At 61.4% G+C, this 22,673-nt stretch carries 32 protein-coding genes and 1 tRNA gene; 13 read left to right on the top strand and 20 right to left on the bottom strand.

What is annotated here, in order from left to right; genetic code table 11:
* Nucleotides 1-31: 31 nt before the first annotated feature.
* Nucleotides 32-1,114, bottom strand: a complete 1,083-nt coding sequence (locus PCA20602_RS13755) for a GGDEF domain-containing protein (RefSeq protein ID WP_246182152.1) — start codon at nt 1,112-1,114, stop codon at nt 32-34.
* Between the two features lie 728 nt (nt 1,115-1,842).
* Here PCA20602_RS13755 and PCA20602_RS13750 point away from each other — a divergent pair.
* Both PCA20602_RS13750 and PCA20602_RS13745 read left to right on the top strand, forming a co-directional pair.
* On the top strand, nt 1,843-2,034 hold the full coding sequence (locus PCA20602_RS13750; RefSeq protein ID WP_150721693.1) for a hypothetical protein: 192 nt from the start codon (nt 1,843-1,845) through the stop codon (nt 2,032-2,034).
* 169 nt (nt 2,035-2,203) lie between these two features.
* Nucleotides 2,204-2,407: a cold-shock protein gene (locus PCA20602_RS13745; protein WP_069344352.1), complete on the top strand. Its 204-nt coding sequence runs from the start codon at nt 2,204-2,206 to the stop codon at nt 2,405-2,407.
* Between the two features lie 132 nt (nt 2,408-2,539).
* On the opposite strand, the gene purT is transcribed toward PCA20602_RS13745, so the two are convergent.
* On the bottom strand, nt 2,540-3,742 hold the full coding sequence (purT, locus tag PCA20602_RS13740) for a formate-dependent phosphoribosylglycinamide formyltransferase (protein ID WP_069344351.1): 1,203 nt from the start codon (nt 3,740-3,742) through the stop codon (nt 2,540-2,542).
* A gap of 197 nt (nt 3,743-3,939) precedes the next feature.
* On the bottom strand, nt 3,940-4,623 hold the full coding sequence (locus PCA20602_RS13735) for a TetR/AcrR family transcriptional regulator (RefSeq protein WP_150721692.1): 684 nt from the start codon (nt 4,621-4,623) through the stop codon (nt 3,940-3,942).
* A gap of 127 nt (nt 4,624-4,750) precedes the next feature.
* Between PCA20602_RS13735 and PCA20602_RS13730 the strand changes: the two genes are divergently transcribed.
* The 4 genes from PCA20602_RS13730 to PCA20602_RS13715 all read left to right on the top strand — a co-directional run bounded on the left by PCA20602_RS13730 (nt 4,751) and on the right by PCA20602_RS13715 (nt 10,324).
* Nucleotides 4,751-5,665: an SDR family NAD(P)-dependent oxidoreductase gene (locus tag PCA20602_RS13730; protein WP_150721691.1), complete on the top strand. Its 915-nt coding sequence runs from the start codon at nt 4,751-4,753 to the stop codon at nt 5,663-5,665.
* Between the two features lie 27 nt (nt 5,666-5,692).
* Nucleotides 5,693-7,279: a flavin-containing monooxygenase gene (locus tag PCA20602_RS13725; RefSeq protein ID WP_150721690.1), complete on the top strand. Its 1,587-nt coding sequence runs from the start codon at nt 5,693-5,695 to the stop codon at nt 7,277-7,279.
* A gap of 35 nt (nt 7,280-7,314) precedes the next feature.
* On the top strand, nt 7,315-8,334 hold the full coding sequence (locus PCA20602_RS13720; RefSeq protein WP_150721689.1) for an alpha/beta fold hydrolase: 1,020 nt from the start codon (nt 7,315-7,317) through the stop codon (nt 8,332-8,334).
* 262 nt (nt 8,335-8,596) lie between these two features.
* On the top strand, nt 8,597-10,324 hold the full coding sequence (locus PCA20602_RS13715) for an MBL fold metallo-hydrolase (protein WP_150721688.1): 1,728 nt from the start codon (nt 8,597-8,599) through the stop codon (nt 10,322-10,324).
* Nucleotides 10,325-10,446: 122 nt separating this feature from the next.
* Here the strand turns inward: PCA20602_RS13715 and PCA20602_RS13710 are convergent, their stop codons facing one another.
* Nucleotides 10,447-10,695, bottom strand: coding sequence for a hypothetical protein (locus tag PCA20602_RS13710; RefSeq protein WP_150721687.1), 249 nt, complete (start codon nt 10,693-10,695; stop codon nt 10,447-10,449).
* On the opposite strand from PCA20602_RS13710, the gene PCA20602_RS26030 reads away from it, so the two are divergent.
* From PCA20602_RS26030 to PCA20602_RS13690, 4 genes are all read left to right on the top strand, one after another.
* Nucleotides 10,694-11,170 (top strand): hypothetical protein, encoded by a 477-nt coding sequence (locus PCA20602_RS26030; protein ID WP_246182150.1) that lies wholly within the window; start codon nt 10,694-10,696, stop codon nt 11,168-11,170. The genes PCA20602_RS13710 and PCA20602_RS26030 overlap by 2 nt on opposite strands.
* 457 nt (nt 11,171-11,627) lie before the next feature.
* Complete coding sequence (locus PCA20602_RS13700) at nt 11,628-11,750, top strand: type II toxin-antitoxin system HicA family toxin (RefSeq protein WP_150721685.1); 123 nt, start codon at nt 11,628-11,630, stop codon at nt 11,748-11,750.
* 65 nt (nt 11,751-11,815) lie between these two features.
* A complete protein-coding gene (locus PCA20602_RS13695) occupies nt 11,816-12,211 on the top strand; it encodes a type II toxin-antitoxin system HicB family antitoxin (protein ID WP_150721684.1) in 396 nt (131 codons plus the stop codon).
* Between the two features lie 268 nt (nt 12,212-12,479).
* Nucleotides 12,480-12,555, top strand: a tRNA-His gene (locus PCA20602_RS13690).
* A 144-nt stretch (nt 12,556-12,699) separates the two neighbouring features.
* Here the strand turns inward: PCA20602_RS13690 and PCA20602_RS13685 are convergent.
* Nucleotides 12,700-13,332 carry an SOS response-associated peptidase gene (locus tag PCA20602_RS13685; RefSeq protein ID WP_150721683.1) on the bottom strand — a complete coding sequence of 211 codons (633 nt, stop codon included), beginning with the start codon at nt 13,330-13,332 and terminating at the stop codon, nt 12,700-12,702.
* Between the two features lie 21 nt (nt 13,333-13,353).
* On the bottom strand, nt 13,354-13,905 hold the full coding sequence (locus PCA20602_RS13680; RefSeq protein WP_150721682.1) for a hypothetical protein: 552 nt from the start codon (nt 13,903-13,905) through the stop codon (nt 13,354-13,356).
* Between the two features lie 156 nt (nt 13,906-14,061).
* Here PCA20602_RS13680 and PCA20602_RS25635 point away from each other — a divergent pair, with 156 nt between their 5' ends.
* A complete protein-coding gene (locus tag PCA20602_RS25635) occupies nt 14,062-14,286 on the top strand; it encodes a hypothetical protein (RefSeq protein WP_174981101.1) in 225 nt (74 codons plus the stop codon).
* Nucleotides 14,287-14,299: 13 nt separating this feature from the next.
* Here PCA20602_RS25635 and PCA20602_RS13675 read toward each other — a convergent pair whose 3' ends face one another.
* Complete coding sequence (locus PCA20602_RS13675; protein WP_150721681.1) at nt 14,300-14,623, bottom strand: hypothetical protein; 324 nt, start codon at nt 14,621-14,623, stop codon at nt 14,300-14,302.
* A 24-nt stretch (nt 14,624-14,647) separates the two neighbouring features.
* A complete protein-coding gene (locus tag PCA20602_RS13670) occupies nt 14,648-14,884 on the bottom strand; it encodes a hypothetical protein (protein ID WP_150721680.1) in 237 nt (78 codons plus the stop codon).
* 356 nt (nt 14,885-15,240) lie between these two features.
* On the opposite strand from PCA20602_RS13670, the gene PCA20602_RS26215 reads away from it, so the two are divergent.
* On the top strand, nt 15,241-15,372 hold the full coding sequence (locus tag PCA20602_RS26215) for a hypothetical protein (protein WP_281354660.1): 132 nt from the start codon (nt 15,241-15,243) through the stop codon (nt 15,370-15,372).
* On the top strand, nt 15,359-16,138 hold the full coding sequence (locus tag PCA20602_RS13660; RefSeq protein ID WP_174981098.1) for an SOS response-associated peptidase family protein: 780 nt from the start codon (nt 15,359-15,361) through the stop codon (nt 16,136-16,138). The genes PCA20602_RS26215 and PCA20602_RS13660 overlap by 14 nt, the downstream gene beginning before the upstream one ends.
* 499 nt (nt 16,139-16,637) lie before the next feature.
* On the opposite strand, the gene PCA20602_RS13655 is transcribed toward PCA20602_RS13660, so the two are convergent.
* From PCA20602_RS13655 to PCA20602_RS13600, 12 genes are read right to left on the bottom strand one after another with little or no spacing between them, the layout of a single operon-like run.
* Complete coding sequence (locus PCA20602_RS13655; RefSeq protein WP_150721677.1) at nt 16,638-17,015, bottom strand: DUF1353 domain-containing protein; 378 nt, start codon at nt 17,013-17,015, stop codon at nt 16,638-16,640.
* Nucleotides 17,012-17,449, bottom strand: a complete 438-nt coding sequence (locus tag PCA20602_RS13650) for a hypothetical protein (protein ID WP_150721676.1) — start codon at nt 17,447-17,449, stop codon at nt 17,012-17,014. Before PCA20602_RS13650 ends, PCA20602_RS13655 begins: the two co-directional genes overlap by 4 nt.
* 10 nt (nt 17,450-17,459) lie before the next feature.
* Nucleotides 17,460-17,774 carry a hypothetical protein gene (locus tag PCA20602_RS13645; protein ID WP_150721675.1) on the bottom strand — a complete coding sequence of 105 codons (315 nt, stop codon included), beginning with the start codon at nt 17,772-17,774 and terminating at the stop codon, nt 17,460-17,462.
* Entirely contained in the window at nt 17,771-17,995 is a 225-nt protein-coding gene (locus tag PCA20602_RS13640; RefSeq protein WP_150721674.1) for a hypothetical protein, read from the bottom strand. The genes PCA20602_RS13645 and PCA20602_RS13640 overlap by 4 nt, the downstream gene beginning before the upstream one ends.
* Nucleotides 17,992-18,504 carry a hypothetical protein gene (locus PCA20602_RS13635; RefSeq protein ID WP_150721673.1) on the bottom strand — a complete coding sequence of 171 codons (513 nt, stop codon included), beginning with the start codon at nt 18,502-18,504 and terminating at the stop codon, nt 17,992-17,994. Before PCA20602_RS13635 ends, PCA20602_RS13640 begins: the two co-directional genes overlap by 4 nt.
* A gap of 3 nt (nt 18,505-18,507) precedes the next feature.
* Nucleotides 18,508-18,801 carry a phage holin family protein gene (locus PCA20602_RS13630; protein WP_150721672.1) on the bottom strand — a complete coding sequence of 98 codons (294 nt, stop codon included), beginning with the start codon at nt 18,799-18,801 and terminating at the stop codon, nt 18,508-18,510.
* 14 nt (nt 18,802-18,815) lie between these two features.
* Nucleotides 18,816-19,301 carry a glycoside hydrolase family 24 protein gene (locus tag PCA20602_RS13625; protein ID WP_150721671.1) on the bottom strand — a complete coding sequence of 162 codons (486 nt, stop codon included), beginning with the start codon at nt 19,299-19,301 and terminating at the stop codon, nt 18,816-18,818.
* Nucleotides 19,302-19,304: 3 nt separating this feature from the next.
* A complete protein-coding gene (locus PCA20602_RS13620; RefSeq protein WP_150721670.1) occupies nt 19,305-19,502 on the bottom strand; it encodes a hypothetical protein in 198 nt (65 codons plus the stop codon).
* Between the two features lie 7 nt (nt 19,503-19,509).
* The gene (locus tag PCA20602_RS13615; protein ID WP_150721669.1) at nt 19,510-20,484 is read right to left on the bottom strand and encodes a hypothetical protein; all 975 of its coding nucleotides are present in this window, start codon (nt 20,482-20,484) and stop codon (nt 19,510-19,512) included.
* 10 nt (nt 20,485-20,494) lie between these two features.
* Nucleotides 20,495-21,091 carry a YmfQ family protein gene (locus PCA20602_RS13610; protein WP_150721668.1) on the bottom strand — a complete coding sequence of 199 codons (597 nt, stop codon included), beginning with the start codon at nt 21,089-21,091 and terminating at the stop codon, nt 20,495-20,497.
* A gap of 10 nt (nt 21,092-21,101) precedes the next feature.
* Nucleotides 21,102-22,214, bottom strand: coding sequence for a baseplate J/gp47 family protein (locus PCA20602_RS13605; RefSeq protein ID WP_150721667.1), 1,113 nt, complete (start codon nt 22,212-22,214; stop codon nt 21,102-21,104).
* Entirely contained in the window at nt 22,214-22,657 is a 444-nt protein-coding gene (locus PCA20602_RS13600; protein ID WP_150721666.1) for a phage GP46 family protein, read from the bottom strand. Before PCA20602_RS13600 ends, PCA20602_RS13605 begins: the two co-directional genes overlap by 1 nt.
* Nucleotides 22,658-22,673 lie beyond the last annotated feature (16 nt).

Here is a 22,673-nt window from a genome sequence, read left to right as displayed (position 1 = left end):
CGATGCACGACAGGCGTGCGGGATGGCCGCGCTAGCGCAGACTCACCGACGGCGCGACGACCACGCGATCCCGGCCCGAACGTTTCGCGGTGTATAGCGCCGCGTCGGCAGCACCGAGCAAGCGCATCGGCAGCGTTTCCGGATCCGCAGTGTCGCGCGGATCGATACTGGCCAACCCGATCGAGATCGTGAGCGGCACGAGCGCACCCTCGTCGTCGGGCACCTCCAGTCGCGCCACCGCACGTCGCACGCGCTCCGCCACCGTCCCCGCCCAGTTCTGTTCGGTCTGCACGAGCAACGCGGCAAACTCCTCGCCGCCGTAACGCGCCAACGTATCCGTCACGCGAAGCTGCGCACGCATGCACGCACTCGCCGCACGCAAGGCGCGATCACCCGTGGCATGGCCGTGGCTGTCGTTGACGCGCTTGAAATGATCGATATCGATGAGCAGACACGCGAGCGGCGCGCCATAACGTGCGCCGCGCACCACCTCCTCACGCAAACGCTGATCGAAGTAGCGCCGATTCGACAGGCCCGTCAGCGGGTCGGTCAGGCCGATGCGCTTGAGACGTTCGCGATTCCACATGTTCTCGAGACACACGGCGACGACCGCGCCGAAACGTTCGAGGAAATCGGTCGCCATTTCAGGCGCGAAACGTCGTGCATCGCGACTGCCCAGCGCGATCGCGCCGATGTGACGCCCGTTGCGGGCGAGCGGCATGACGACCGCACTCGCGGGAGGACGCGCGCCGAACAGCGCCGCGTGGCGCTCACGCGGCGCCCCGATCCAGAGTTGCCCGTTGCCGCATACGGCGCTGAAAGTGCCGGCATCCTGCGCAATGCACAGACCGGCATCCAGCGCACGGATGCCTTCGGCAGTATCGATGAGGTCACGCAACGTGTCATCGACTTCCGCGAGCATCAGGCGCACGCCGGACAGATCGAAATCGTGACGCAGACGATTGAGCACCACTTCGAGGAATTGACCGAAGTCCGGCGCGCCCATGAGCGCCAGCTCGATGTCCTGGAAACGTTTTAGCGAGCGCTCGTTGCGCTGGACGGTTTCCAGCAGCGATTGCAATGCGTCGAGCGTCGGTGCCTGATTGGTTGCCACGTAAGGTCTCGAAAGACACGCGGCACTGCGCGGCCGCCTAGCGTGCTTGCCCCACCATGATGACTTCATGACGACGCATGTTGCAATGCCATCGTGAAGCGACCACGCGGCCATCATGAGGCCGTTAACGGCACATGCCCATCAAATTTAAGGGTGATGAGAATCTATTTTGCCGTCGCGAAATCGAGCACTGGTGCGTGCTTTCCGCGGTGCTAGGGAAAATACCAACTTCACATGAAAACTATGCGGCGACGCACAAAATCCGCCCATCGTGGTGCATGACGATGTCCGGGCGGGCAGTCGTCCACCGTGCCGGGCGAGGCTGGCACACAACATCGCAGACGTCACCCTTACGCCGCAGATCCGTCGCGATGCAACGAAACGACTCGCCAGCGGCCACTTCACAATCACCGGACGCCAGCCGCCATCGCATCGACACACCTATCAAAAGCATCAGGTACGCATTGCGCTGTCGGAGACAGGAAGCGCACCGGCATGAAGTCATGCATGAGGTCGGCATAAGCTATTGAGCGCGCTAACTTCGGCGCACACCGCGATGACGCAAGCATGAAACGTCGAGTTGACGATGTGCTCGTTGTGTCTGCACCACAACGCCACCTGTGCGCACCGCGTCGCCCTGCATTTTTTCATCGCACGCGCTTGGGAAACGACGCATCGCCATGTCTCACTCCCGTCACCACACTTCCCGGTAAGCGGGAAAATCTGACATGCTGGCGGGTAACGATTGCTGGACGATCAAAGACTTCGATGCCATGCAGATGGCGCCGAATGCAGGCGAAGGCGCGATGTGGCGCAATCTCGCAGACCGGCCGTCCGGCAATGCCGAACGCATGTCGCATCGCAGCGAAAAATGGCTGGAAACTGGCGTGGATCAACAATCCCACAGTTTCCCTGCTTGACACCTTCCCACCTTTCCCGTAAAAAAACGGGTGCATGAACGTTGTATGGCGAGTCTTGTGTCATCTAATGTCGCCCTCTGCGTCAACTCGGTTGTACCTGATCAGCTTTAATGTCATGCGCTCGCTGAGCATCTCGCTCGCTCATTTGAAAACTTTAAGGATTTAAGAAATGGCAACTGGTACCGTCAAGTGGTTCAACGACGCCAAGGGTTTTGGTTTTATTACGCCGGACGAAGGTGGTGAAGATCTCTTCGCCCACTTCTCGGAAATCCAATCGAAGGGTTTCAAGTCGCTGCAAGAAAACCAGAAGGTCAGCTTCGAAGTGAAGATGGGACCGAAGGGCCGTCAAGCTAGCCAAATCCAGCCGCTGTAAGGTCTGGTGACTGGCTGAGCGATCGCTCCCGCGATCGACGCGCCTCGGGCGGTGCGCTAACCCTAGCCGCCGCCCGAACTGAAAACCCCGCCGAGGCGGGGTTTTTTCATGGCTGGGCGATACTGCGCTGCGTCAGACCGCGCGCGGCTTCACGCGACTGGCGGCTTCCACCGCACGACTGCGCGCCACATCGAGATCATCGTCGTAAGCGAGCGCCACGCCCATGCGGCGCTTGACGAAGCTCTCCGGCTTGCCGAACAGACGAATGTCCGTTTGCGGCACTTGCAGCGCCTGATCGACACCGTCGAACACGATGCCCTTCGCATCCACGCCGCCGTAAATCACGGCACTCGCACCCGGCGTCTTCAGCGTGGTGTTCACCGGTAGCCCCAGAATCGCGCGCGCGTGCAGCTCGAACTCGTTCTGCCACTGCGTGATCATCGTCACCATGCCCGTGTCGTGCGGACGCGGGCTGACTTCGCTGAACCACACGTCGTCGCCCTTCACGAACAACTCGACACCGAAGATGCCCTGCCCGCCAAGATTGTTGGTCACTTCGCGTGCAATCAGACGCGCCCGTTCCAGTGCGACGGACGACATCGGGTGCGGCTGCCAGCTCTCGACATAGTCTCCACTCACCTGCTTGTGTCCGATCGGCGCACAGAAGTGCGTCTCGACCTGGGCGTCGGCGCCGCGCGCGCGCACCGTCAGCAACGTGATCTCGTAATCGAAGTCGATGAACCCTTCCACGATGATGCGGCCATGGCTCACGCGCCCGCCCGCCATCGCATAGTCCCAGGCGGCCTTCACATCGGCCGCGCTGTCGATCTTGCTCTGCCCCTTGCCCGAACTGCTCATGACCGGCTTGACGATGCACGGATACCCGATGCCGCCGTCGATGGCTGCCTGCAACTGCTCAAGCGAGTCGCAGAACTGGTACGGGCTCGTCGGCAGACCCAGCGTTTCGGCGGCCAGACGGCGGATGCCCTCGCGGTCCATCGTCAGACGCGCGGCGCGCGCGGTCGGAATCACGCGCACAACGCCGTCGGCCTCCAGCGCTTCGAGCATCGGCGTGGCAATCGCCTCGATCTCCGGCACGACCAGATCCGGCTTCTCCGCCTCGATCAGCGCCTTGAGTTGCTCGGGATCGGTCATCGCGATCGTGCGCGCATGATGCGCCACCTGCTGGCCCGGTGCATTCTCGTACCGATCGACGGCAATCGTCTCGACACCGAGACGCTGCAACGCGATGAGCACTTCACGGCCGAGTTCGCCAGCGCCCAACAACATGACCTTCGTCGCGCTCGGCGACAGCGGGGTTCCGATAGTGGTCATTTGCGACCTTTGAAGAGTGAGGAATTAGGGGCGACGACGGGGAAGGTGAGCGCGGGACGATCTCACCTCACGGGCGTCGTACGGGAAAGACGTATTGTAGCGAGCCTGCCCTCCGCTGCGGCGGCCTTCGACAATCGCAGGGGCGAGAGACCCAAGAACGGAAGGTCAAAAGGACGACAGGACGAAAGCGTCGTGCGTCAGGCCAGCGCGCCGCGCAACACGCGACGACAGCTCGCCACCATGCAGGCTTCCGTGTCGTGATAGCCCATGAGCACCCATGCCGTCCCCGCGTTGGTCATGGCGCCCACAAGCGCCAGGCCGACGATGCGCGCTTGCGCCTGCGCCTCATCGCCTTCCGGCTCGGGGGTCGACGCCATGCCGAGAATCAGTTTCGCGAATTCGAAGATGTAGCGCTGATAGGTCTGGTCCGTCTCCGGACTCACGCCCATCACTTCGAGTAGCAGCACACGCGCCGCATGCGGATTGCGCAGGAAAGAAAAGAACGCGTGGAGACCGGCATCGAGACGCGCATCGAGCGTCGGGGCGCTCGCCGCGATGGCCGCCTGCAACTGTGCGAGCAACGATTGCGCGTGATGCGCATAGGTCGCCCGCAGCAGATCTTCCATGTTGGCGAACGCCGCGTAGAAATACCGGTCGTTGAGCCTGGCCAGCCCGCACACCGCCCGCACGGTGGCGCGGCGAAAGCCGACGGTGCCGAACACCTCGGTCGCGGCGTCGATCAAAGCCGTACGGCGTGCCTGCTCACGCTGCGCCTGACCTACACCGCCGTAGCGCCGCCCCCGGGCCGGCGCCTTCGCCACTGCATCCGACATCGCAGCATCCCTCGATTCGAGTCCTTGTTCCATTTCGCTATTTGACATCACCCGGACGGAAAACTAAAGTGGTGACACTCAACACCAAATTTGCATGACCTCATTATAGGTAGCGCGGGCGCCCTTGCAAGACGAGACGGATGGGCGACGACGCACCCCAGACGGAGACAGCGCAATGAAGACGTTCACGGACAAGGTCGCCGCGATCACCGGTGCCGGTTCGGGCATGGGCCGCTCGCTCGCGCTCGAACTCGCCCGCCGAGGTACGCATCTCGCACTCTCGGATATCGACGAGGCCAGCGTCGCCAACACAGCCATCGCCTGTCGCGCGCTCGGCGTACGCCTCGGTGTACGCGTTACGTCGCAACAACTCGACGTGGCCCAGCGCGACGCCGTTTTCGCGTGGGCACGCGATACGGCGGCAGTCCACGGCAAGGTGAACCTCGTGTTCAACAATGCAGGCGTATCGCTGTCGGTGCCTGCGGCAACGGCGCGTCAGGAAGACTTCGAATGGCTGATGAACATCAACTTCTGGGGCGTGGTGCACGGCACGCAGGCCTTCCTGCCCTACCTGAGCGCTTCGGGCGACGGTCACATCGTCAACACGTCGAGCCTCTTCGGCATCATCGCGATGCCCACGCAATCGGCCTATAACGCCAGCAAGTTCGCCGTACGCGGCTTCACCGAAGCCCTGCGCATGGAGCTAGATCTGGCGGGCTCGCCCGTATCGTGTACGTGCGTGCATCCGGGCGGCGTCGCCACCAACATCGTGACGACGTCGCGCATCGACGACAGCATCGCCGCGTTCACCGGCATCGACGCACAGACCCATCGCCGTCGCGCCAACAAGCTCATCGACGTGACAAGTGCAGAGGCGGCCGCGCGGCAAATCCTGGCGGGTGTCCAGCGCAATGCCCGGCGCGTGCTCGTGGGCCCCGATGCGCGCCGGGTCGACAAGCTGGCGCGTCTGCTCGGGGCGAGCTATCAGGCCCTGGTCGTCTGGTTCTATCGTCGCTCCGCCATGTCGGGCAAGCGTGCGACCGGCGCCACCAGCGCGCACTCCACCACGACCGAATCGTCCACGCACTGACGCCATCACCTGTCCGAGGATCTCGTCATGACGACCCACGCCACTGCTACCGCAGCCGCTCACCAAGCCAGCGCCGGTGCGAACCTCTCGAGTCTCGACGTCGTCATCGTCGGCGCCGGACTATCCGGTATTGCCGCCGCCCACTATCTGCGCGAACGTTGCCCGGGTACGCGTTTTGCCATGCTCGAAGCGCGTCAAGCGCTCGGCGGCACATGGGATCTGTTCCGCTACCCCGGCGTGCGCTCCGACTCGGACATGTTCACGCTGGGCTTCAGCTTCCGTCCGTGGACGAGCGATCAGGCCATCGCTGACGGTGGAAAGATCCTCGACTATCTCAAGGAGACGGTGCACGCCGAGGGCCTCGCCGACCAGATCCGCTACGGACATCAGGTCATCGAGGCCCGTTGGGATTCGAGCGTGGCGCGCTGGACACTCGACGTCGAGCACACCGATGCCGACGGCCATCGCGAGACGCGCGCGATCACCTGCCGCTTTCTGTTCATGTGCAGCGGCTACTACGCTTACGACGCCGGTCATGCGCCCACGTGGCCGGGGATGACGTCGTTCAAAGGCACCGTGGTTCACCCGCAGCACTGGCCCGCAGCGCTCGACTATCGCGATAAACGTGTCGTCGTCATCGGCAGCGGGGCGACGGCGGTGACGCTGCTGCCGAGCATGGCCGCCACCGCCGCCCACGTCACCATGTTGCAACGCTCGCCCAGCTACATTCTGTCGATGCCGCAACGCGACAGCATGGCCGAGCGCTTGCGCACCTGGTTGCCGGCCGGTGCGGCACACCGCATCGTGCGCATGAAGAACGTGCTGATCACACTCGGCTTCTACAATGCCGCGCGACGCTGGCCGCACGCGGTCCGACGTCTGCTGATCAAGCGCGCCGCGCGACAGGCTCAGGGTCATGCCGACGTCGAACGTGATCTCACGCCGCGTTACAACCCATGGGACCAACGTCTGTGTCTGGCCCCGAACGGCGACATCTTCAAGGCGATGCGCAGCGGGCGTGCCGACATTGTGACGGACGAGATCGCGGCCTTCACGCCGACCGGGCTTACGCTCAAGAGCGGCAAGACGCTCGACGCGGACATCGTGGTGACCGCCACCGGCCTGCGCGTACAACTGATGGGCGGTGCACGGCTGCGGGTCGACGGCAAACCGGTCGCACTCACAGACACCGTGGCGTACAAAGGAATGATGTACAGCGGCGTGCCGAACCTGGCGTCGATCTTCGGCTATACGAATGCGTCCTGGACGCTGAAGGCCGAGCTGATCGCGCAGTACGTCTGCCGCCTCATCAATCACATGAATGCACACGATGCCGACACATGCGTGCCGCATCTGCGTGACGGCGAGCAAGGCGAGTTGCCCGCGATCGGGCTGACGTCGGGTTACATACAACGGGCAGCAGGCGTTTTACCCAAGCAGGGCCGACGCAAGCCTTGGGTGTTCTACCAAAGCTATTTGCGTGACCTGCGCCTGATGCGCTGGAGCCGCGTCGACGATGGCGTCATGCGCTTCGAGCGACGTGCCACGCGGCAGTGCGACGCATCGTCGCATCGCGAGCCGGCACCGCACCTTGCTACGATGCGTTCTGAATGACGCCCTTCCCTCATCCAGCGCTACGACACGCCCCCATGCTCATTGCCTATCTGCTTGCCTGCCTCGTCATCGCTTTCGCGGCCGTGGTGTTCGTTCTGATGCGGTTCACGCGGCGCGTGGCGCACCGCGCCGAAGCGAGCGTGCCGCCGGATGGCCAGTTTCTCGAGATCGACGGAGAACGACTGCATTATGTCGACTTTGGACACGGCCCGGCGATCGTATTCATTCATGGGCTTTGCGGTCAGTTACGCAACTTTGCCTATCTGCCGCTCGCGGCGCTCGCCCACACACACCGCATCGTGCTCATCGACCGGCCGGGGTCGGGTTACTCCACTCGCGCATCGGGGCGTGACGCCGCTATCGCATGGCAAGCCAACGTCGTCGCCCAGGTGATCGACAAGCTCGCGCTGGATCGCCCGCTGATCGTCGGGCATTCGCTCGGCGGTGCAGTATCGCTGAGGCTCGCGCTCGATCATCCGCAACGGGTGGGCGCGCTCGCATTGATCGCGCCGCTCACGCAACCGGTATCCGACGTCCCTGCCCCGTTTCGGGCGCTCGCCATCCGTAGTGCGTGGTGGCGTCGCTGGGTCGGGCGCACGCTCGCCGTTCCGGTCGGCATGATGACGGGACGCACGACGCTCACTTACGTCTTCGGCCCGGAGGACGCCCCCAAGGACTTCCTGATTCGCGGCGGTGGCGTGCTGGGATTTCGGCCGGGCAACTTCGAGGCCGGTAGCGGCGACATCCTTGCGGCCGAGCGCGACATGTCCGGGCTTGCCGCACACTACGCCGAGTTGACGGTGCCGGTCGACATTCTTTATGGACGCGGCGACCGCATTCTCGACTACCGTCAGCATGGTGAGCGCATGCCGGTCGCCAACCCTCGCATACGTCTGGCGCTCGTCGACGGCGGCCACATGCTGCCCGTGACGCAACCCGAAGCGACGATGCAATGGCTTCAGGAGGTGGCCGCGCGGATGCCGTCCACGCATGACTACCGTCCCCGCAACGACGTCATGACCGTACCGACGCAAGCCGCTAACGACGCAGCGTGATGTAGCGCAAAGGGTTGCGGCATCGTTCGCGATGTCGCACGACCGCATGAAACGACCTCGCGACATGACCAGTTGGCGTTCCTCCCTAGCCCGCCCGGATCTTCCGGCCTCTCTTCGCCGCGTCGTAGCGTCTCGATTTCATTACTTTGCTAACCGAACGGCCGGCACGCCGCCCATCGGGAGTCGCCCGGCCTGCGGCCGACGCTTTCCGATGGCACACTAAGGACTTTCTGAATTCGCGCGGCTTGCGTGCGCACGTCCCATGGCAGATCGACCCGGTCGCACCGAAACGCCACCGTCCCCCTCCGGCGAAGCGCCTCGCTCGTCGCTGCGCATGGCGGCAAGTCTGGTACTGCTGCGCGAGCGCGCAAGCGGCATGGAAGTGCTGTTATTACGACGCGCCGTTCGCGCCAACGATTTCAGCTCCAACGCCTACGTGTTTCCCGGCGGTGTGGTCGACGCCGCCGACCGCCGCGGCCATGCCGTCTGCGAGGATCTCGACGACAAGACAGCGAGCGCACGTCTCCAGCTTCCGGAGGGCGGCCTCGATTACTACGTCGCCGCCATCCGGGAATGCTTCGAAGAAACCGGCGTGCTGTTTGCGCAGGACGTCGACATTGCCGACACCAAACTCGACGAACCGCGCCTCTATGCGTTGCGCGCGCAACGCGAAGCACTCCACGATGGAACGATCGACATCGCATCGTTTTGCCAGACGTCGAACGTGCGGCTCACACCTCGTCATCTGCATTACCTGAGTCATTGGGTCACACCGCTGGCATTGCCCAAACGCTTCGATACGCGCTTCTTTCTTGCGATGCTGCCGGCGGACCAACTCGTCGAAGTGGATCAGATCGAGACGGCGGCCCATCGGTGGATGCGTCCGCAATACGCGCTCGCGCACGCGGATCAGTTGCGTCTGTTGCCGCCCACACGCAAGCTGCTCCAATGGCTCGACGGCATGGGCACCGCCACACAGACCATCGCGACGGCCAGTGCGTTGCAGGATATCCCGCGCATTCAACCTCGGCTCGCCAACGGGAAACGTGGTCGATGGCCGGTCACGCCGGACGAACCGGCCTGGGCCGAACTCACGCTGATCGATCCGGAGGAACAAGGGACGGGCAGCTACGACATCGCTCCCGGACGGGTCGTGCAACTCATGCCGGGCGTATTGCGGTTGACCGCTTCGAATCCGGGCATGATGACCGGGCCCGGCACCAACACCTATCTTGTGGGCGGCGGTCCACAGAACGCCTGGGCCGTCATCGACCCCGGCCCCGACGACGCCGCGCATATCGACGCGATCCTGCGCGCCACGTCCGGTGTCGTGCGACAAATCTTCGTCACGCATACGCATCGCGATCACTCGCCCGGCGCGCAGTCATTGAAGGAGAAGACGGGTGCGACGACTTACGGCATGCCTGCCGTCCACGATGAAGGGCAAGACACGGGCTTTGTGCCAGACGTCACCCTGACGGATGGCGACGAGGTAACGTTGCCGGACGGCCGCCGCCTGCGCGCAATTCATACGCCGGGGCATGCCGCCAATCACCTGTGCTACGGACTCGATGAGGTGAAGCTTGTCTTCACCGGCGATCACGTCATGCAGGGGTCGACGGTCGTCATCAATCCGCCGGATGGGCACATGGCGACCTATCTGGCGTCGCTGGAGACGCTAGCCGCGCTGGGTCCGCAATGGCTGGCGCCGGGACATGGGTTCGTGATGGATCGGCCCGCACAGCGGATCGCGCGGCTCATTGCGCATCGGCTCGCCCGGGAAGCGAGTACGTTGGCAGCCCTGCGGCAGGTCGGTCCGGCAACGGTGGAGACGTTGACTCCGGTCGTCTACGCCGATGTGCCTGCTGCGCGTCACGGGGTCGCCCGACGCTCGCTGCGTGCACATCTCGACAAGCTCGCGGAGGACGGCCGCGCGGCGGTATCGTCCGAGGGCGTGTGGCGCTCGCTGCACGACGGGAGCACCGACTGAGGGGGGCTTCTGACGTTCCACGCCCATGGTGGCTTGACGTCATGACGCCTTGACGCCGCACGGGCGTAACGCATCAAACGCATCAAACGGCATCCGGCGCGTAACGCGGAATACGCAAACGCTCAGGCGCCGCCATCCCCCAGCAATTCATCGACGATTCGCTCCCCTGCCTTACGTCCCGCCATTTCAGCATCGAGGCGATTGTCGCGATGGCCGTCCGGAGAGCGCACTTCCGGGCCTTCCGGCTTATCGTGCCTGAGCACCTGCACCAGATAGTCCCACGGCCCGGCGTACTCGTTCTGAAACGCACGCACGCGGATGCGATAGCCCGCGCGGTAATCGTAGACCTGCTCATGCGACGCGTAGCTCATGACAGACTCCGTGGTTCGAGTAATGGCGAGAGACGGCAACGGCAACCGACGTCATGCGAACGCAGGGGCCGCGATGGCGTCAGGGCGCCCGAACGTCGACCGGTTCGGTATCGGCGCCGTCGGCGATAGCTCGCGCGGCGAACTCTACGATGTCGTCCTCAAACTCGACGAACTGATCGAAGAGCGCTTCGCCGCCGGCTTCGACGCCCGACAAGCGATTGAGCGACGCGCGGCCGATCTGACAGGTCCAGACCTTGCCGTCGACGCTTACCTTGAAGTGCACGGACTCGCCATCACTGCCGAGACCGAGCCCGCCATGCAGAAAAGTGCTCATGACTGCCTCCGCGATGTTCCGAGGATCGAAAAACGCACTGCGCTGCCAAAAATCCTAGCACGTTCGAATTCCATGAGTGACATCGCGGCGACACTCAAAGTGCTCGTCGACCACGACGCGCACGAAAAAAAGCCCACCTGAGGGAGGTGGGCTCAAGAACCGGGTGGCATGGGGCACCATGTTTCCCCGGGAAGACAGGGTCATGAACACATGACGAACCCATTATGGGCGGCCCTGCCCGGCCTGGCGTGAAGCCGCGAACCACGAGTTAGACGTAGATCAAACTTTACGCATGTCCCCACGTCGCCTCGACTCCGCCGCCCTGGCGCGTTCGCATGAGATTGGGATTCAGTTCGCGTCCGGGACGTCGCCCCCTACGCAGAGGCCGTTCTCTCCGGCAAAACGAATGGGCATTCACCGAATTTCCCAACTGCGCTCTTCACACGCTCACGACGGCGCCGGCCTTTCCGCCCGCCAAAGCACAGGCATGCCGCTCTCGCCCGGCGCGGCTTCCTAAACTCAGACGCGAATCGCCCTTGCCATCCCGGTCAAGCCTCCCATCAATACTACACAATATTGTGTAAAATGCATTTCGCACATGAAAAGCGCAGACGTCATCAGGCAGTTGAGAGCGGTTGGGTTCACTGAGGTTGCCGTAAAAGGAAGTCACCCCAAGTTCCGCCATGCCAATGGTCGCGCGGTGATCGTTCCTCATCCCTAACGAGATTTGCCCATTGGCACACTGCGCTCGATTCTCAAACAGGCCGGTATTGATCGGAGCAGCCTATGAAATATCCAATTTATGTATGGCAGGACGAGGAAAGTGCCTTCGGCGGTGTCTTTCCGGATTTGCCGGGCGTTCATACCGCCGCCGATACGCTCGATGATCTGCAGCGCAATGCACAGGAAGCGGTGGAACTGATGTATGGCGACGGCGATTACGTCATCCCATCTCCTACGCATGACCTTCGCAAACTCCGTGAAAATGAGGTTGACGACGGCAACGGCAGTTGGATGTTTGTCGATATCGATTTATCGAAGGTGAGCAACCGCGCCATCCGTCTGAACATCAGCCTGCCCGAACGCCTTGTTCACCAAATCGATGCGGCGGCGGAAAAGCGTCACATGTCGCGCTCCGCTTTTCTTGCACTCGCGGCGCAACATGAAATGATGACGGCGTGACAATCCGACTGCGGTCCATGTCGCCGATCGATTCTGGAACCCACCCCGGAAATTCCCGGGATTGATTGACGAAACGACGCAGTCTATTGACGACTTTGCGCGTATCGTCAATGAGCGTTCGCCGCGTGAGGTGACGGGGTTGCGCATCGATCACGCACGAGAGCCAAGAAATATTTCGAAGAAGTGAAAAAAGTGTTGGCAACACGATAAAAATGTCGCTATACTCTTGTTTCTGTTCAGCGAGCAAGTCAAAGCGCTGATCACGGCGGTGGCCGTAGCTCAGTTGGTAGAGTCCTGGATTGTGATTCCAGTCGTCGTGGGTTCGAGTCCCATCGGTCACCCCAAAATTCAATGCTCCGCAGGTTAGCGAGCACTAAATTTTCCCGCTGATTTTTGGATTTTCCCGCTAAGGGACGGTTTTCTGCTATCACTTCGCTCGTTTGCTTGTGAGTAACGTTAGCATGAATACCTTCGTCCAACGCTATCGCTCACACCGCCTTCGGTGAGGCGTGCGCGGACATCTCTTTTGCATCCGGCAGTACTACAAACGACCGCGCCTCGTCGATCGAGCGCGCCGCCAACCAGTCATCATAGTCGTCGGGGCGGATGATGATCACCGACCGCTTCTCGCTTCCCGGTTTGTGGAAGCGCTTCATCAGCGGGTGGTTATCCGCGCTCAGCGTCAGCATCGTGAACGACAGCCGAGAACCGCCTTCGCCCTCCCATTCCCGCCACAGTCCCGCAATCGCAAATGGGTCGCCATCGGCCATGCCGATAGCCCAGCGCACCGCCTTCCCTGTCTCGTAGTCAGGTTCGTAAAACACCTGCACCGGGATCAGGCAGAGCTGCTGCTTTTTCCAGGCGCCGCTGAAGCTGCGCTTCTCCCCAACCGTCTCCGCTCGCGCGTTCATCGTGTCGAACACCCTAACGCCCTGCGGGATCTTCTCGCGCGGCACCATCCCGAATGACGCAAGGTCTGAGCGCCGCCCGTCGCCGTCCCCACGAATGATCGGGGCGAAATAGTCCTTGTAGACCTCGTCTCGCCACTCACCCGAAGGCGCGGCGACGCCGTACTTGTCGCTGAACAGCTGGCGGTCAGGTACTCGGTAGTTCGTGCACACGATGGTCCCCCGTATTCGGCATCACAGCCCGATCGCCATTTGTGTATCCCCGTCGTGAATAACGAGCAGGTTCGCAATACGACCTTGAATTGCTTCGTCGGCTCGGATGTGATCAGACCACCTGTCCACCGCAGCGGCAATCTGACGGCAAAAAATATCTACCTGCAACTGAAGGACGTCATTTACGCGATTGTTATGCATCACCCCGCTATTCGGCGGCGTAATGAAGTGAAACGACCGGAGTGCTTCCCTCGCATGTTGCTCTTCGATATTGCCAGCGCCTTCATGTAGGTACGAGCACCTGAGTGCATAGCAGTCTGAGCCACTAAGGAACACCACTCGCTCCTGATGCGGGCCGACATTCACTGTGAAACTTGCCAGTAGCCACTGGTCGAACCATCGCACGTAGCGTGACCGCGAATTCGCGTCGGGCTCGGACAGGCGCCCACACACATCCGGCATAGTCAATGCCAGCGCCAATGCCCCATACCAGTCCTCAACTGCTAAAGAAAGCCCTATTGCGTGAGTGAATCGTCTCATACCCGCCCCTTGAGATTCAAACAACGCAATCATGCCACCGGAACCGATCTCATCAGCGCCAAAAATATACTGTGTTTTTATACAGTGTATTGTGCTAGTTCACCTCCCCCAGCACCACTAGGGAGACCGCAGACAGGACACCCTTCGATTTCTGCTCCCGATTGATCTAAGTGTTCGAGAAGAGCGATCATGCTTATCCAGACCGCGACGAGCAGTAGAGTGAGCCATGAAAGAAAAGAACGGGCGAAGAAAGGTGGTAATGCAAGAGCAATTGCGCTGACGCCAGAGCAGCGAAGTGAAATCTCGCCAACCGGCGGCCAAGCGCGTGTCTCGAAGCTGTCAAAGGAGGAGCGCTCAGCTCTCGCCCGAGCGGCAGCCATCGCCAGATGGCTCAAAGTCCGCCAGGGTGAATGAGCCCGGGAATTGCCTACTCCGAAATGGGGATGTAAGTCTTCATCGTGTGACGCGCTTCCGGCATGACAACGAGCCGCGCTTCGACGACCTGAAGCCCTTCCGATCGAATGCATATTGGCAGGACATACGCGCAGCCGTATACCCGTTGAAGGGTTAGCTCGCTTCCTGCTTCCGCAACCGTAAATTGCATCGAGCGCAAGCGGTCAAGGAGAAAGCAACGAACATCCTGCTCCGACGGCATCTCAACGCCAATGGCACGAGCAAATTCATCGTGGGCGTATTTTCGAACGAGATCGACCGTCTCGTCGAGGTTTGCTTGAACAGCGACGACTTTCATGTTTCTCTAGGTAAGTAGGCGCGGTTACCAAGCTTCATCTATCCATTCCTTCGCCAGTTTCGCCGCCGATTCCATCGCTGTCGCCTCATTGCTGTGAACAGCGCCGCCCACTTTGCTCACCCGGCTCGCACCATCACCTATAGCCCCGGCGTCGGCCACCCTCAGTATCTCAGCCACACCTCGGTAGTCACCACTCGGTGCAGGCATGGCTGTACAGAGAATTCGATAGCCCTTATACGGGAAAGAAAGAATGGCTGCCATCTGTCATCACTCCTCGCGTACATCACGTCGGCAGGCCGGTCCTCTAACATTGGTGGCCCCTACTCAACGCCGCAATTTGCGTACTACTGAAAACGACCGGACGCGTGTGTACGCGTCCGCCAGTGCTGCGGTTCAAAAGATAGCGGGAAAATTGAAAACCCAAAATACTGTGTTTTTATACAGTATTTATGCTAGTTTACCCCCTCACCAGCACCACGAGGGAGGCCACCATGCGAGATCCACACACCACCCGATTTGTCGTCGTCCCCTTCCGTAAAGGATCTGGCGGCGATTTGCTGCCCATAGAGGTGCGGCCAGCCGGCACGAGCGTTGGCGCCGTGCGTGTGGCGCACTCGATGCGAACACGGCATGCAGGCGTCGCGGCCTACGAAGTCCAGATCGACCCGGACACAGGCGGCATGGACTCGCCGAAGATCCTCTTTCAGCACGGCAGCGTGCCGCTGCTCGACGAACATGCGACGGCATAGCGGCGACGCACCGGACATCCGGATCGTTTGCGCACGCAGTCGGGCCGATTACGCGGCAGCGCTGGGCGCGACGGGGAGTGTCACAAAGGACTATCAGGGTGATACGTGGCCCGGATTCAACCGCATGCCCGGTGAAAGCCTGATGACCGTATATCGAGCAGAATCCGGGAAAGTGGAAATCGGCTGGTCGAATTGGGGCTACGCTCCGGATAACGAGCTCGGGAAGCAATTCGGACCGCAGCCATTCGCGCAGGTCGAAACAGCGCCTGATAAGCCCTACTTCAGCGAGGCATGGCTGACGCGACGCCGGTTGGTATGTGCGTGCGGGTGGACTGTCATTCGGGGAAAAGGCGATGACCAGGAAGCATGGCACGTTCGTCCGCGCGACGGAAAGCCGGTGTTCCTGTTGGCGCTCGGTGACCCGGTCGTGCATTGCACCGTGAAGAAGGTCGCCGTATTGCTCGCCCCGGCGCCCGGGATGTTGGCCGAATTGGCGCCGCGCGTGCCCGTCACCGTTCCCGGTGAGCACGCCCGTTTCTGGCTCGATCCTGGGTTGGTACCGCACGAACAATTTGTGCTCGCCAATCGAACGATGATGGGCAATGCCTTCGAGTGGGCACAGGTTACGAAGCATGCCGTGAACCCGAGGATGGACGGCCCCGCTTTACTCAAACGGGCACCAAAGATGAGCGACATCCGCTACGGTGCGGATTGGGACGAGTGGTGGGAGAAGCCACGAGAAAATGCCCGCGACGTAAGACGATAAGATTTCGCGATCGGCCGGCGCCCTCAGATTTGAGGGCCGCCTAGGTGTTGGCGCCGCGCGCCTTATGAGCCGGGGTGTAGAAGAGCGTCGAACGCAGTCGGCTTCCCCGATATGACGGGTGTTGAACAGATGGCATACACTGGCCGCGAGCAGCGACCATTTTTACATGCCTCAGCGTAACTGACTTGCTTCACAGACTTTGGTCCCTCGATAACGAAAAGGCCTTTTTCGGTCCATTTCCCCGCTCGTGCGGCATCAACGCCCCATAACGTGCACGTTGCACCGTCGGCAGCTTCGCCACATTGCCAGGTAGCCACGATAGCGGTCATCCCTGTACAGATCGCCGAATCGTTCGGTGATTGCGCAAAGCCAAGTCCGCTTACGCATGAAGATATCAGAAAAAATGCCAGCTTTCGCGCTGAAGTCTTCTGTTTTTGATTATTAAGCATCCCGATTTATCCATTTTTTTTTCGAATATACAGGAATAGCCGGTAACTCTTCAACTCCGCTGTGGCACGTTCCAGTGGCTCGCGCCGCCGAGGCGCACGCCCCAGTACATCAGCCATCGACGCCACGCAGGGACGCATGTGACCGCCGACGCTTCGCGCAGCACTTTGTCAGCGATCGCGCGCGATACCGGCTGCGTCGAATAAAGCCAGTCATGCACGACGGCCGCCTCGTTGGAAGTGCCGCCCGTCAGCAGATAAACGAGGGGAAGGCGTGGCACCGAGGCAAGATCGGTGACGAAACCACGCGGCACGACGAACGTCTGCTCGGCTACATCCGACTCATACACGAGCGCTCGCGCCAAACGCCACCGGCCGTCATCGCAGCCGGTGGCGTTTTCCATTACGAGCTTCGACAGGAAACGGCTCATTGCGACGCCGCCCCGCCGTTCGCCGTGGGCACGTCGGCCGGCCACGCGGCAATCGCGGCCGTCAGCAAGATCTGGGCCGTCGTCACGCCGATGATGATGCGGTCCTGATCTTGTGCCGACAGCGGTGACGCCTTCACGACCGCGATGATCGCGGGCAAGCCAGTCGTTGCCAGTACCTGCAAATTCACCGCGTCGGCGGTTGCGCCGGCCGCGCACACCGCCGACACAACGGGTTGCGCATCATCGAGCGCTCGCAGCGCGGCGTCCGACAGGCCGTTGATCTGGCCGAGAGAGGTGATGGCGATCTGAACCGGGGGACATACGCGCGCGGCGACTTGCGCCGGCGTCTGGACCGACTGACCGGTAGTCGAGCAAGCGCCGAGGGCGAGCGAAAGCATGGCCGCGAGTGCGGCCACAAAGGCAAAACGCTTCATGGTGGAATCCTTACGGGGTGGTGAGTTTGACGGCGGCGGCTGCCGCACTGGTTACTGCCGAGGTGATGCTCGAAGCGATGCCACCGCCGGCGGTGATCGGCGCGCTGGCCGATACGCCGGTCTCGGCGAAATCGAGGGTGAAACCGTCTGCGGTGTTACTGACGCGCACGGTGACGGCGCCGACATCCTTGCTGCTTGAGACAGACGCCTGGCAGCAGACGAGCCGGCCGGCTGAGTCGTAGAACGGCCGTATTTCGTAGCGCGCGTTACCCGCACACGCGACCAATGAGACGCTGACGGCGCACCCGAGCGCGACGCGAATCACTGCGCGGCGCCCATCGGCGGCGTGCTGGCCGAACCGTAACGTCGCGAAAGCTCATTCAGCGCGACATGCACAGCGGCGGCAACGAGGCCGGTGACGAGTGCCGACACGGTATCCGGCACCGGTGTATGGAACGTCTGACTGAGCAGCCAGCTCACCGCGGGCTGAAGGGTTGCGGCGCTGATCGTGATGCCGCCGGTAACGACGCTGGATGTCTGGCTCATGCTGATTCGTCCTTCTCGTGGTGGTGGATGATTTCCGTGGGGGTAAACTGATAGCCCTCGACGGCGTATTTCTGAGCGATCAGCAAAGGAAGCGGCAGCATATGGATGCCCTCCCCCTTGCCGACGTGATGCTCTTTGCACAGCAGCATCCCGTTGACGGTCATGTCGTCGACGAACCGGTACGGGTCGAGCGGCGTTACCGCGAGGAATCCGTCCCAGTCGAAGGCCCGAGCATGCTCGCCCCAGATTCCCGCGCGGCAGTCCTCGGCCAGGCGCGGCCAGTCGATCATGTTGGCGGTGCAGCGCTCGATCGGATGGTGATGGGCCTCAAGCGGATGGCCCGTATCCTGCTCGGTGCCGCCGCACACGAAACACCGGCCACCCTCGCGCTCGATGAGCGTAAGACGGGTGTGCGTGAACAACGGCGTTGTCGTGCGTGGATCGTGCCCCGGCAACAGCACGTCGATGGCGAGCGTTTCTTTCTCTTCATGGGTATCGGTGACCGACATCGCTTACCCCCGGTCGCCGCGGAACAGGCCCGCGCGACGCTTCAACTGAAGTTCGATGAACTGCGCGCCCACCGTGCCGAGCACGCTGCCGATACCCAGCAGCGCGAGCGGCGGAATGTCCGGGATCTGGATAAGCGCTACTCCGGCGATCATCGATGCACCGGCCCCCAAGATCGCGCGGCCGATGACCAGCCGCCACGTCAATACCTCGTCGCTGACGAGAAGTTTCCCGAGTCCCATAGCAGCCCCTAACACCAACAGGCCCAGAATCGTCCAGGCTGTCTTGTGGTCTTCCATCGATCGTTCCCCGGTTACGAAGCAATGACGCCACCCGCACGCCGATAGGCATCGAGCAACTGGTCGAGTGTGTTTTCGTGTTGGCCGTAGCCAGCGTTGGGCAGGCTCGCCCAGATGTTTCGGCATTTCGAAATTGCCGATTGAATTCGCCCTGCCCCGATGTCGGCAAGCGCGCCACGCTCCTTGATCTGCTGGATTGCGATGCGGTCCTGACTGATGGGCGAGAAGTCGGGCAGCGCAAGCTGTGCCTTATAGGCGTCGTAGTATCGCGAGAGCACCTGATACCGGCCCGCCGCTGTCGACCAGACATTGAAGCGCTTGATCCATACCGATTGCCTCGGGTGATCGGCATATCCCTGAAACAACCCGCCGCCCACGATGACGTTGTAGCCATCGTCCGACGCAGAAATGCGAGAGGTAAATTCGGACCACGCGATCATGTCCAGAGCGGCCAACAGATTCGGCACACTTCCCGCTTGAATGAACGAGATTCTCGGCATCGGTTACTCCCCCGGGACGACCATGCCAACGCGCAGCGGCTCGGGCAGCATGTTGAACCAGGCGTCGTAGCGCGGATCGTCCGACGGCATCGACGCGAAGTGCCGCTCTTCGTATAAATCAGGCGGCAGCGGCTCACCACAGCAAGCGATAGCGTGCTGCATTTCCGAGTCGGAAAATTCCATCCAGATGGTCGTGATCATATGGACCTCAGAAGGTATAACCGGTGTAGGTGAGGCCGCACGAGATCGAGCCGGTCACGGTGCCGGAATAGTAGATAGACGCGCTGCTTTGCAACGGCACCGGCTTCGTGTCCGGGTTCAGTGAATTGGCGATCGGCGCAAAGTACGACGCGCCGCCAATACCACCGGCACTCGCGCTCAGCGTAAAATTCGCGGCCGAGTTCGCCCCCGTGCTCGTCTGCGAAGCGACAGACAGCGATTTCACGTTAGGGCTGACGTTTGAGATGGGAAGCGCTGTCGGGCTCGCTGGGATCGTAGTGAACGTCGCGAGTGAAATCGCCGCAATCGAGACACTCCGATATCGCGCAAGACACGGAATGATCTGGCCCGAGGCATTCGTGCGAAGGATCGACACCAGCGCAGTCGACGTATAGCCTGCCGGCGCATTCGCGCCACCATATACCTCGGGTGCGAGCACGCTAGTTGCATTGACCGCGAAGACGCCGGATGCCCCCGTCGACGGATTGGTCGCCGCATACACGGCGATTGCGCCATTGGCAGGCGCGGCACCGGTGTCCATTCCACCAATACCTGTCTTTGTCAGGTCCAGCGCAGCATTCAGGCTCTTGACGCAATACCGAAGGCCACCGAGTGCAGTTTCGGTGATGACTTCGTCAGCGGTGACCGTAGTAGACGTCGCCGCCGTAGGCACCAAAATCAACAAGTTTCGAGCGACGCCAACTACGCCGGATATCTGCTTTTGCGCGATAGCCTTGATGGCAGCGGCCAACTGCCCATTGTTCGTACGATCGAGAGTAAGGCCGCCCGCAAGAATTGCGGCGACCAGTTCCTCTTGGATGGCGTTAAACGCGTATGACGGAAAACGCGTTGCAGGTACGTTCGTGGCCGGATTTCCGTCGGTGGCTTGCCCCGGCGTACCAGTGGCTGGCGCAGCATCGCCGCTACCGGTCGGAACGGTATTCGGTGCAATCAATCGGTCCATGGGATTTGCTTCAGGAATAGTTGAACAGCGGGATTGTGTGAGCCGGCGCGTACGCCAGAATCTCGCACTGAAGTACGTTGTTTCCCCATGACGCAAATGGCTCGCCGAAGCTGCTTACGCCGAAAGAGAAATATCGAATCGAATACGATGGCGCATTGACGCGCCATGCGAAGAGCCAGTCATCCCGTCCGAACTGGGACCCGAACGTTGACTGACCAAAGCGAAACGGCGCGAATTGGTCGATCGTGATCGCATAGCCAAGATTCGCGGCCAACTGGGTAAAGTAGGCAACGGACTGTCCTCCAACAGCAGCCAGCCGCGCGACCACCTGCGCACGTCGTGCTTCGACGGTCGGAGACGCGCCGGCGCACGTGTCTGGCAGCCCCAGCGTTGCCTCCCACTCTGGCAAGAGTTCGAACGTGGTCCCTGGAAAGGCATCGATCAGAAGGTTATTTGCACGAGCGGTGTTCTGTGCGTAGACACCACACATCCCTCGAAAAACCCGCGTTTGTAAAGCATCAGGGTCTCGCGGCCACACCGCCCCTCGCGGAAGAAGCCCCTGAAACGCCCGAAGAAAATCGTCAGTCGTCAGTGACGGGACTGCCATCGCAACTCCTTTACAGATAGGTAACGGTGCCGAGTGTCGGAAGTTGCCCCGTCGAGTTCACGATATTTCCCGCAGGACTGGTGATGACGAATCCGCTCGTTCCGGGAATCGCTCCAATGGCCGAATTGATGTCCGACATATCGATAGTGCCTCCGGGCATCCCATTGCCCCGAAAGACACCGACGATCGCGTTTGAAACAGCGGTCTTCGTAGCAGCCGATGCAGTCAACAAGCCCGTTATCGTGAAATTTATGGCGTTCGCGATCGGCGAGCACACATAGACCAGGGCAGTCACCGGCTGTAACGGATAAATCGCATTCGCTACGGCAAGCTGATCGCCCGTCGCCACGACTCCTCTGGATCCCTCGCCGGCCGCTACGCCGTCCGTCCCTTGCGGAAAGCCACCATGAGACGCTTGCGCGTCGTCAAACATCACGTAAATGACGACGGTGCCCGCGCCAAATCCGTTACGAGTTACCCACGCTCGCGTCACGCCAGGCACATCAAGCGCCCACGTCGAGTAATCGCCAGCGGCACCCCCTTGCGGTGTCGCTTGGTAGGCACCCATCACTCTTTCGCTAAAGTCGTCTTCCTGTTCAGCGTCCGCGCCCCCGGTAATCGCCGCAGCAGCGGTGCCACTGCTCTGCACACCCGGAATCGCAATCCCCAACGTGATCACGGTACCTGCGTCGCAGTTCCCTGCGGCGCCTGCCTCATCTGCGAGAAGCGATACCGATCCTATACCGGTCGACTGGATAGTTACGTCCCCCTGACTGGTGTAAGTGACACCATCCTGCCGCGCCCCTGACGTTCCATCCGGAATGATCGTTCCAGGCACCCCTAAAAACGGCACGATGCCTGATGCAGCGGTCGCAGGCTTCTGGAAGGTATTTCGTAGCGCCCCCCAGGCGGCGAGATACTCACCCGTCGACGTAAAGGGAACTGCCTGCTTCGCGATGTAGTCCACATATCCGTAATGGAGGTGAGCCAGGCCGGCCTGCACCCTTCCAGTGATCTTGAGGTTTGCGAACCGTAGCAGTGGGTTCGAGCCCGGCACATTCGAGGCAATGTCGGACGCAACCTGATTCTCTAGATCGGTCAGCGTTGGTCGTTGATACGGCATCAGTCATTCCCCTGCCAGGCCCACGTGAAAGTGTTGGGCACAATTGCTCCGTCCTGCTTGTATGCCGTGATTTGGGCGCCCATCTGCCCACGAGCAATCCAAGACACGTTGATATCGAAGCGCGCCACGACCTTGTCGTCGATCATCCACTGGATGGCTTCGACGATGTAGTCATAGGCGCGCTGCAAAGTTTCCTTCGTCTGCTTTTCACGGAACAACAGCCACAGCCGAGAACCGATCGAACCTGCATTTGCGTCATCACCCCACCACCCGCGCGGATCCGTCGTGCCGTCGGGAATGATGTCGTCGATGTCGGCCATGCGATCCGTGAACAGACTGATCAGCAATGCGGTGGTGACATCATTGCCAGTCTCCAGCGACGCTCCATCGAGAACCCAATCACCTCGGTTCGCAGCGGAGTCCCATACGGTTGAGGTATCCATTCGCACCAAACAAAAA

It is taken from the genome of Pandoraea capi, from assembly GCF_902459735.1.
Classification (GTDB): domain Bacteria; phylum Pseudomonadota; class Gammaproteobacteria; order Burkholderiales; family Burkholderiaceae; genus Pandoraea; species Pandoraea capi.
Note: the sequence above shows the minus strand (reverse complement) of the source record. Positions and strands in the feature narration are given on the sequence as shown.

Bases quoted from the DNA above. Each gene is read 5' to 3' on its own strand.
- PCA20602_RS13620 (WP_150721670.1), bottom strand. From the start codon at position 19,502: ATGATCACGACCATCTGGATGGAATTTTCCGACTCGGAAATGCAGCAC.
- PCA20602_RS13630 (WP_150721672.1), bottom strand. From the start codon at position 18,801: ATGGAAGACCACAAGACAGCCTGGACGATTCTGGGCCTGTTGGTGTTA.
- PCA20602_RS13670 (WP_150721680.1), bottom strand. From the start codon at position 14,884: ATGGCAGCCATTCTTTCTTTCCCGTATAAGGGCTATCGAATTCTCTGT.
- PCA20602_RS13675 (WP_150721681.1), bottom strand. From the start codon at position 14,623: ATGAAAGTCGTCGCTGTTCAAGCAAACCTCGACGAGACGGTCGATCTC.
- PCA20602_RS13715 (WP_150721688.1), top strand. From the start codon at position 8,597: ATGGCAGATCGACCCGGTCGCACCGAAACGCCACCGTCCCCCTCCGGC.
- PCA20602_RS13700 (WP_150721685.1), top strand. From the start codon at position 11,628: ATGAAAAGCGCAGACGTCATCAGGCAGTTGAGAGCGGTTGGGTTCACT.
- PCA20602_RS26030 (WP_246182150.1), top strand. From the start codon at position 10,694: ATGACAGACTCCGTGGTTCGAGTAATGGCGAGAGACGGCAACGGCAAC.
- PCA20602_RS13605 (WP_150721667.1), bottom strand. From the start codon at position 22,214: ATGCCGTATCAACGACCAACGCTGACCGATCTAGAGAATCAGGTTGCG.
- PCA20602_RS13600 (WP_150721666.1), bottom strand. From the start codon at position 22,657: ATGGATACCTCAACCGTATGGGACTCCGCTGCGAACCGAGGTGATTGG.
- PCA20602_RS13725 (WP_150721690.1), top strand. From the start codon at position 5,693: ATGACGACCCACGCCACTGCTACCGCAGCCGCTCACCAAGCCAGCGCC.
- PCA20602_RS13730 (WP_150721691.1), top strand. From the start codon at position 4,751: ATGAAGACGTTCACGGACAAGGTCGCCGCGATCACCGGTGCCGGTTCG.
- PCA20602_RS13710 (WP_150721687.1), bottom strand. From the start codon at position 10,695: ATGAGCTACGCGTCGCATGAGCAGGTCTACGATTACCGCGCGGGCTAT.
- PCA20602_RS26215 (WP_281354660.1), top strand. From the start codon at position 15,241: ATGCGAACACGGCATGCAGGCGTCGCGGCCTACGAAGTCCAGATCGAC.
- PCA20602_RS25635 (WP_174981101.1), top strand. From the start codon at position 14,062: ATGCTTATCCAGACCGCGACGAGCAGTAGAGTGAGCCATGAAAGAAAA.
- PCA20602_RS13615 (WP_150721669.1), bottom strand. From the start codon at position 20,484: ATGGACCGATTGATTGCACCGAATACCGTTCCGACCGGTAGCGGCGAT.
- PCA20602_RS13610 (WP_150721668.1), bottom strand. From the start codon at position 21,091: ATGGCAGTCCCGTCACTGACGACTGACGATTTTCTTCGGGCGTTTCAG.
- PCA20602_RS13660 (WP_174981098.1), top strand. From the start codon at position 15,359: ATGCGACGGCATAGCGGCGACGCACCGGACATCCGGATCGTTTGCGCA.
- purT (WP_069344351.1), bottom strand. From the start codon at position 3,742: ATGACCACTATCGGAACCCCGCTGTCGCCGAGCGCGACGAAGGTCATG.
- PCA20602_RS13680 (WP_150721682.1), bottom strand. From the start codon at position 13,905: ATGATTGCGTTGTTTGAATCTCAAGGGGCGGGTATGAGACGATTCACT.
- PCA20602_RS13650 (WP_150721676.1), bottom strand. From the start codon at position 17,449: ATGAAGCGTTTTGCCTTTGTGGCCGCACTCGCGGCCATGCTTTCGCTC.
- PCA20602_RS13720 (WP_150721689.1), top strand. From the start codon at position 7,315: ATGCTCATTGCCTATCTGCTTGCCTGCCTCGTCATCGCTTTCGCGGCC.
- PCA20602_RS13625 (WP_150721671.1), bottom strand. From the start codon at position 19,301: ATGCCGAGAATCTCGTTCATTCAAGCGGGAAGTGTGCCGAATCTGTTG.
- PCA20602_RS13635 (WP_150721673.1), bottom strand. From the start codon at position 18,504: ATGTCGGTCACCGATACCCATGAAGAGAAAGAAACGCTCGCCATCGAC.
- PCA20602_RS13735 (WP_150721692.1), bottom strand. From the start codon at position 4,623: ATGTCAAATAGCGAAATGGAACAAGGACTCGAATCGAGGGATGCTGCG.
- PCA20602_RS13640 (WP_150721674.1), bottom strand. From the start codon at position 17,995: ATGAGCCAGACATCCAGCGTCGTTACCGGCGGCATCACGATCAGCGCC.
- PCA20602_RS13745 (WP_069344352.1), top strand. From the start codon at position 2,204: ATGGCAACTGGTACCGTCAAGTGGTTCAACGACGCCAAGGGTTTTGGT.
- PCA20602_RS13750 (WP_150721693.1), top strand. From the start codon at position 1,843: ATGCTGGCGGGTAACGATTGCTGGACGATCAAAGACTTCGATGCCATG.
- PCA20602_RS13695 (WP_150721684.1), top strand. From the start codon at position 11,816: ATGAAATATCCAATTTATGTATGGCAGGACGAGGAAAGTGCCTTCGGC.
- PCA20602_RS13655 (WP_150721677.1), bottom strand. From the start codon at position 17,015: ATGAGCCGTTTCCTGTCGAAGCTCGTAATGGAAAACGCCACCGGCTGC.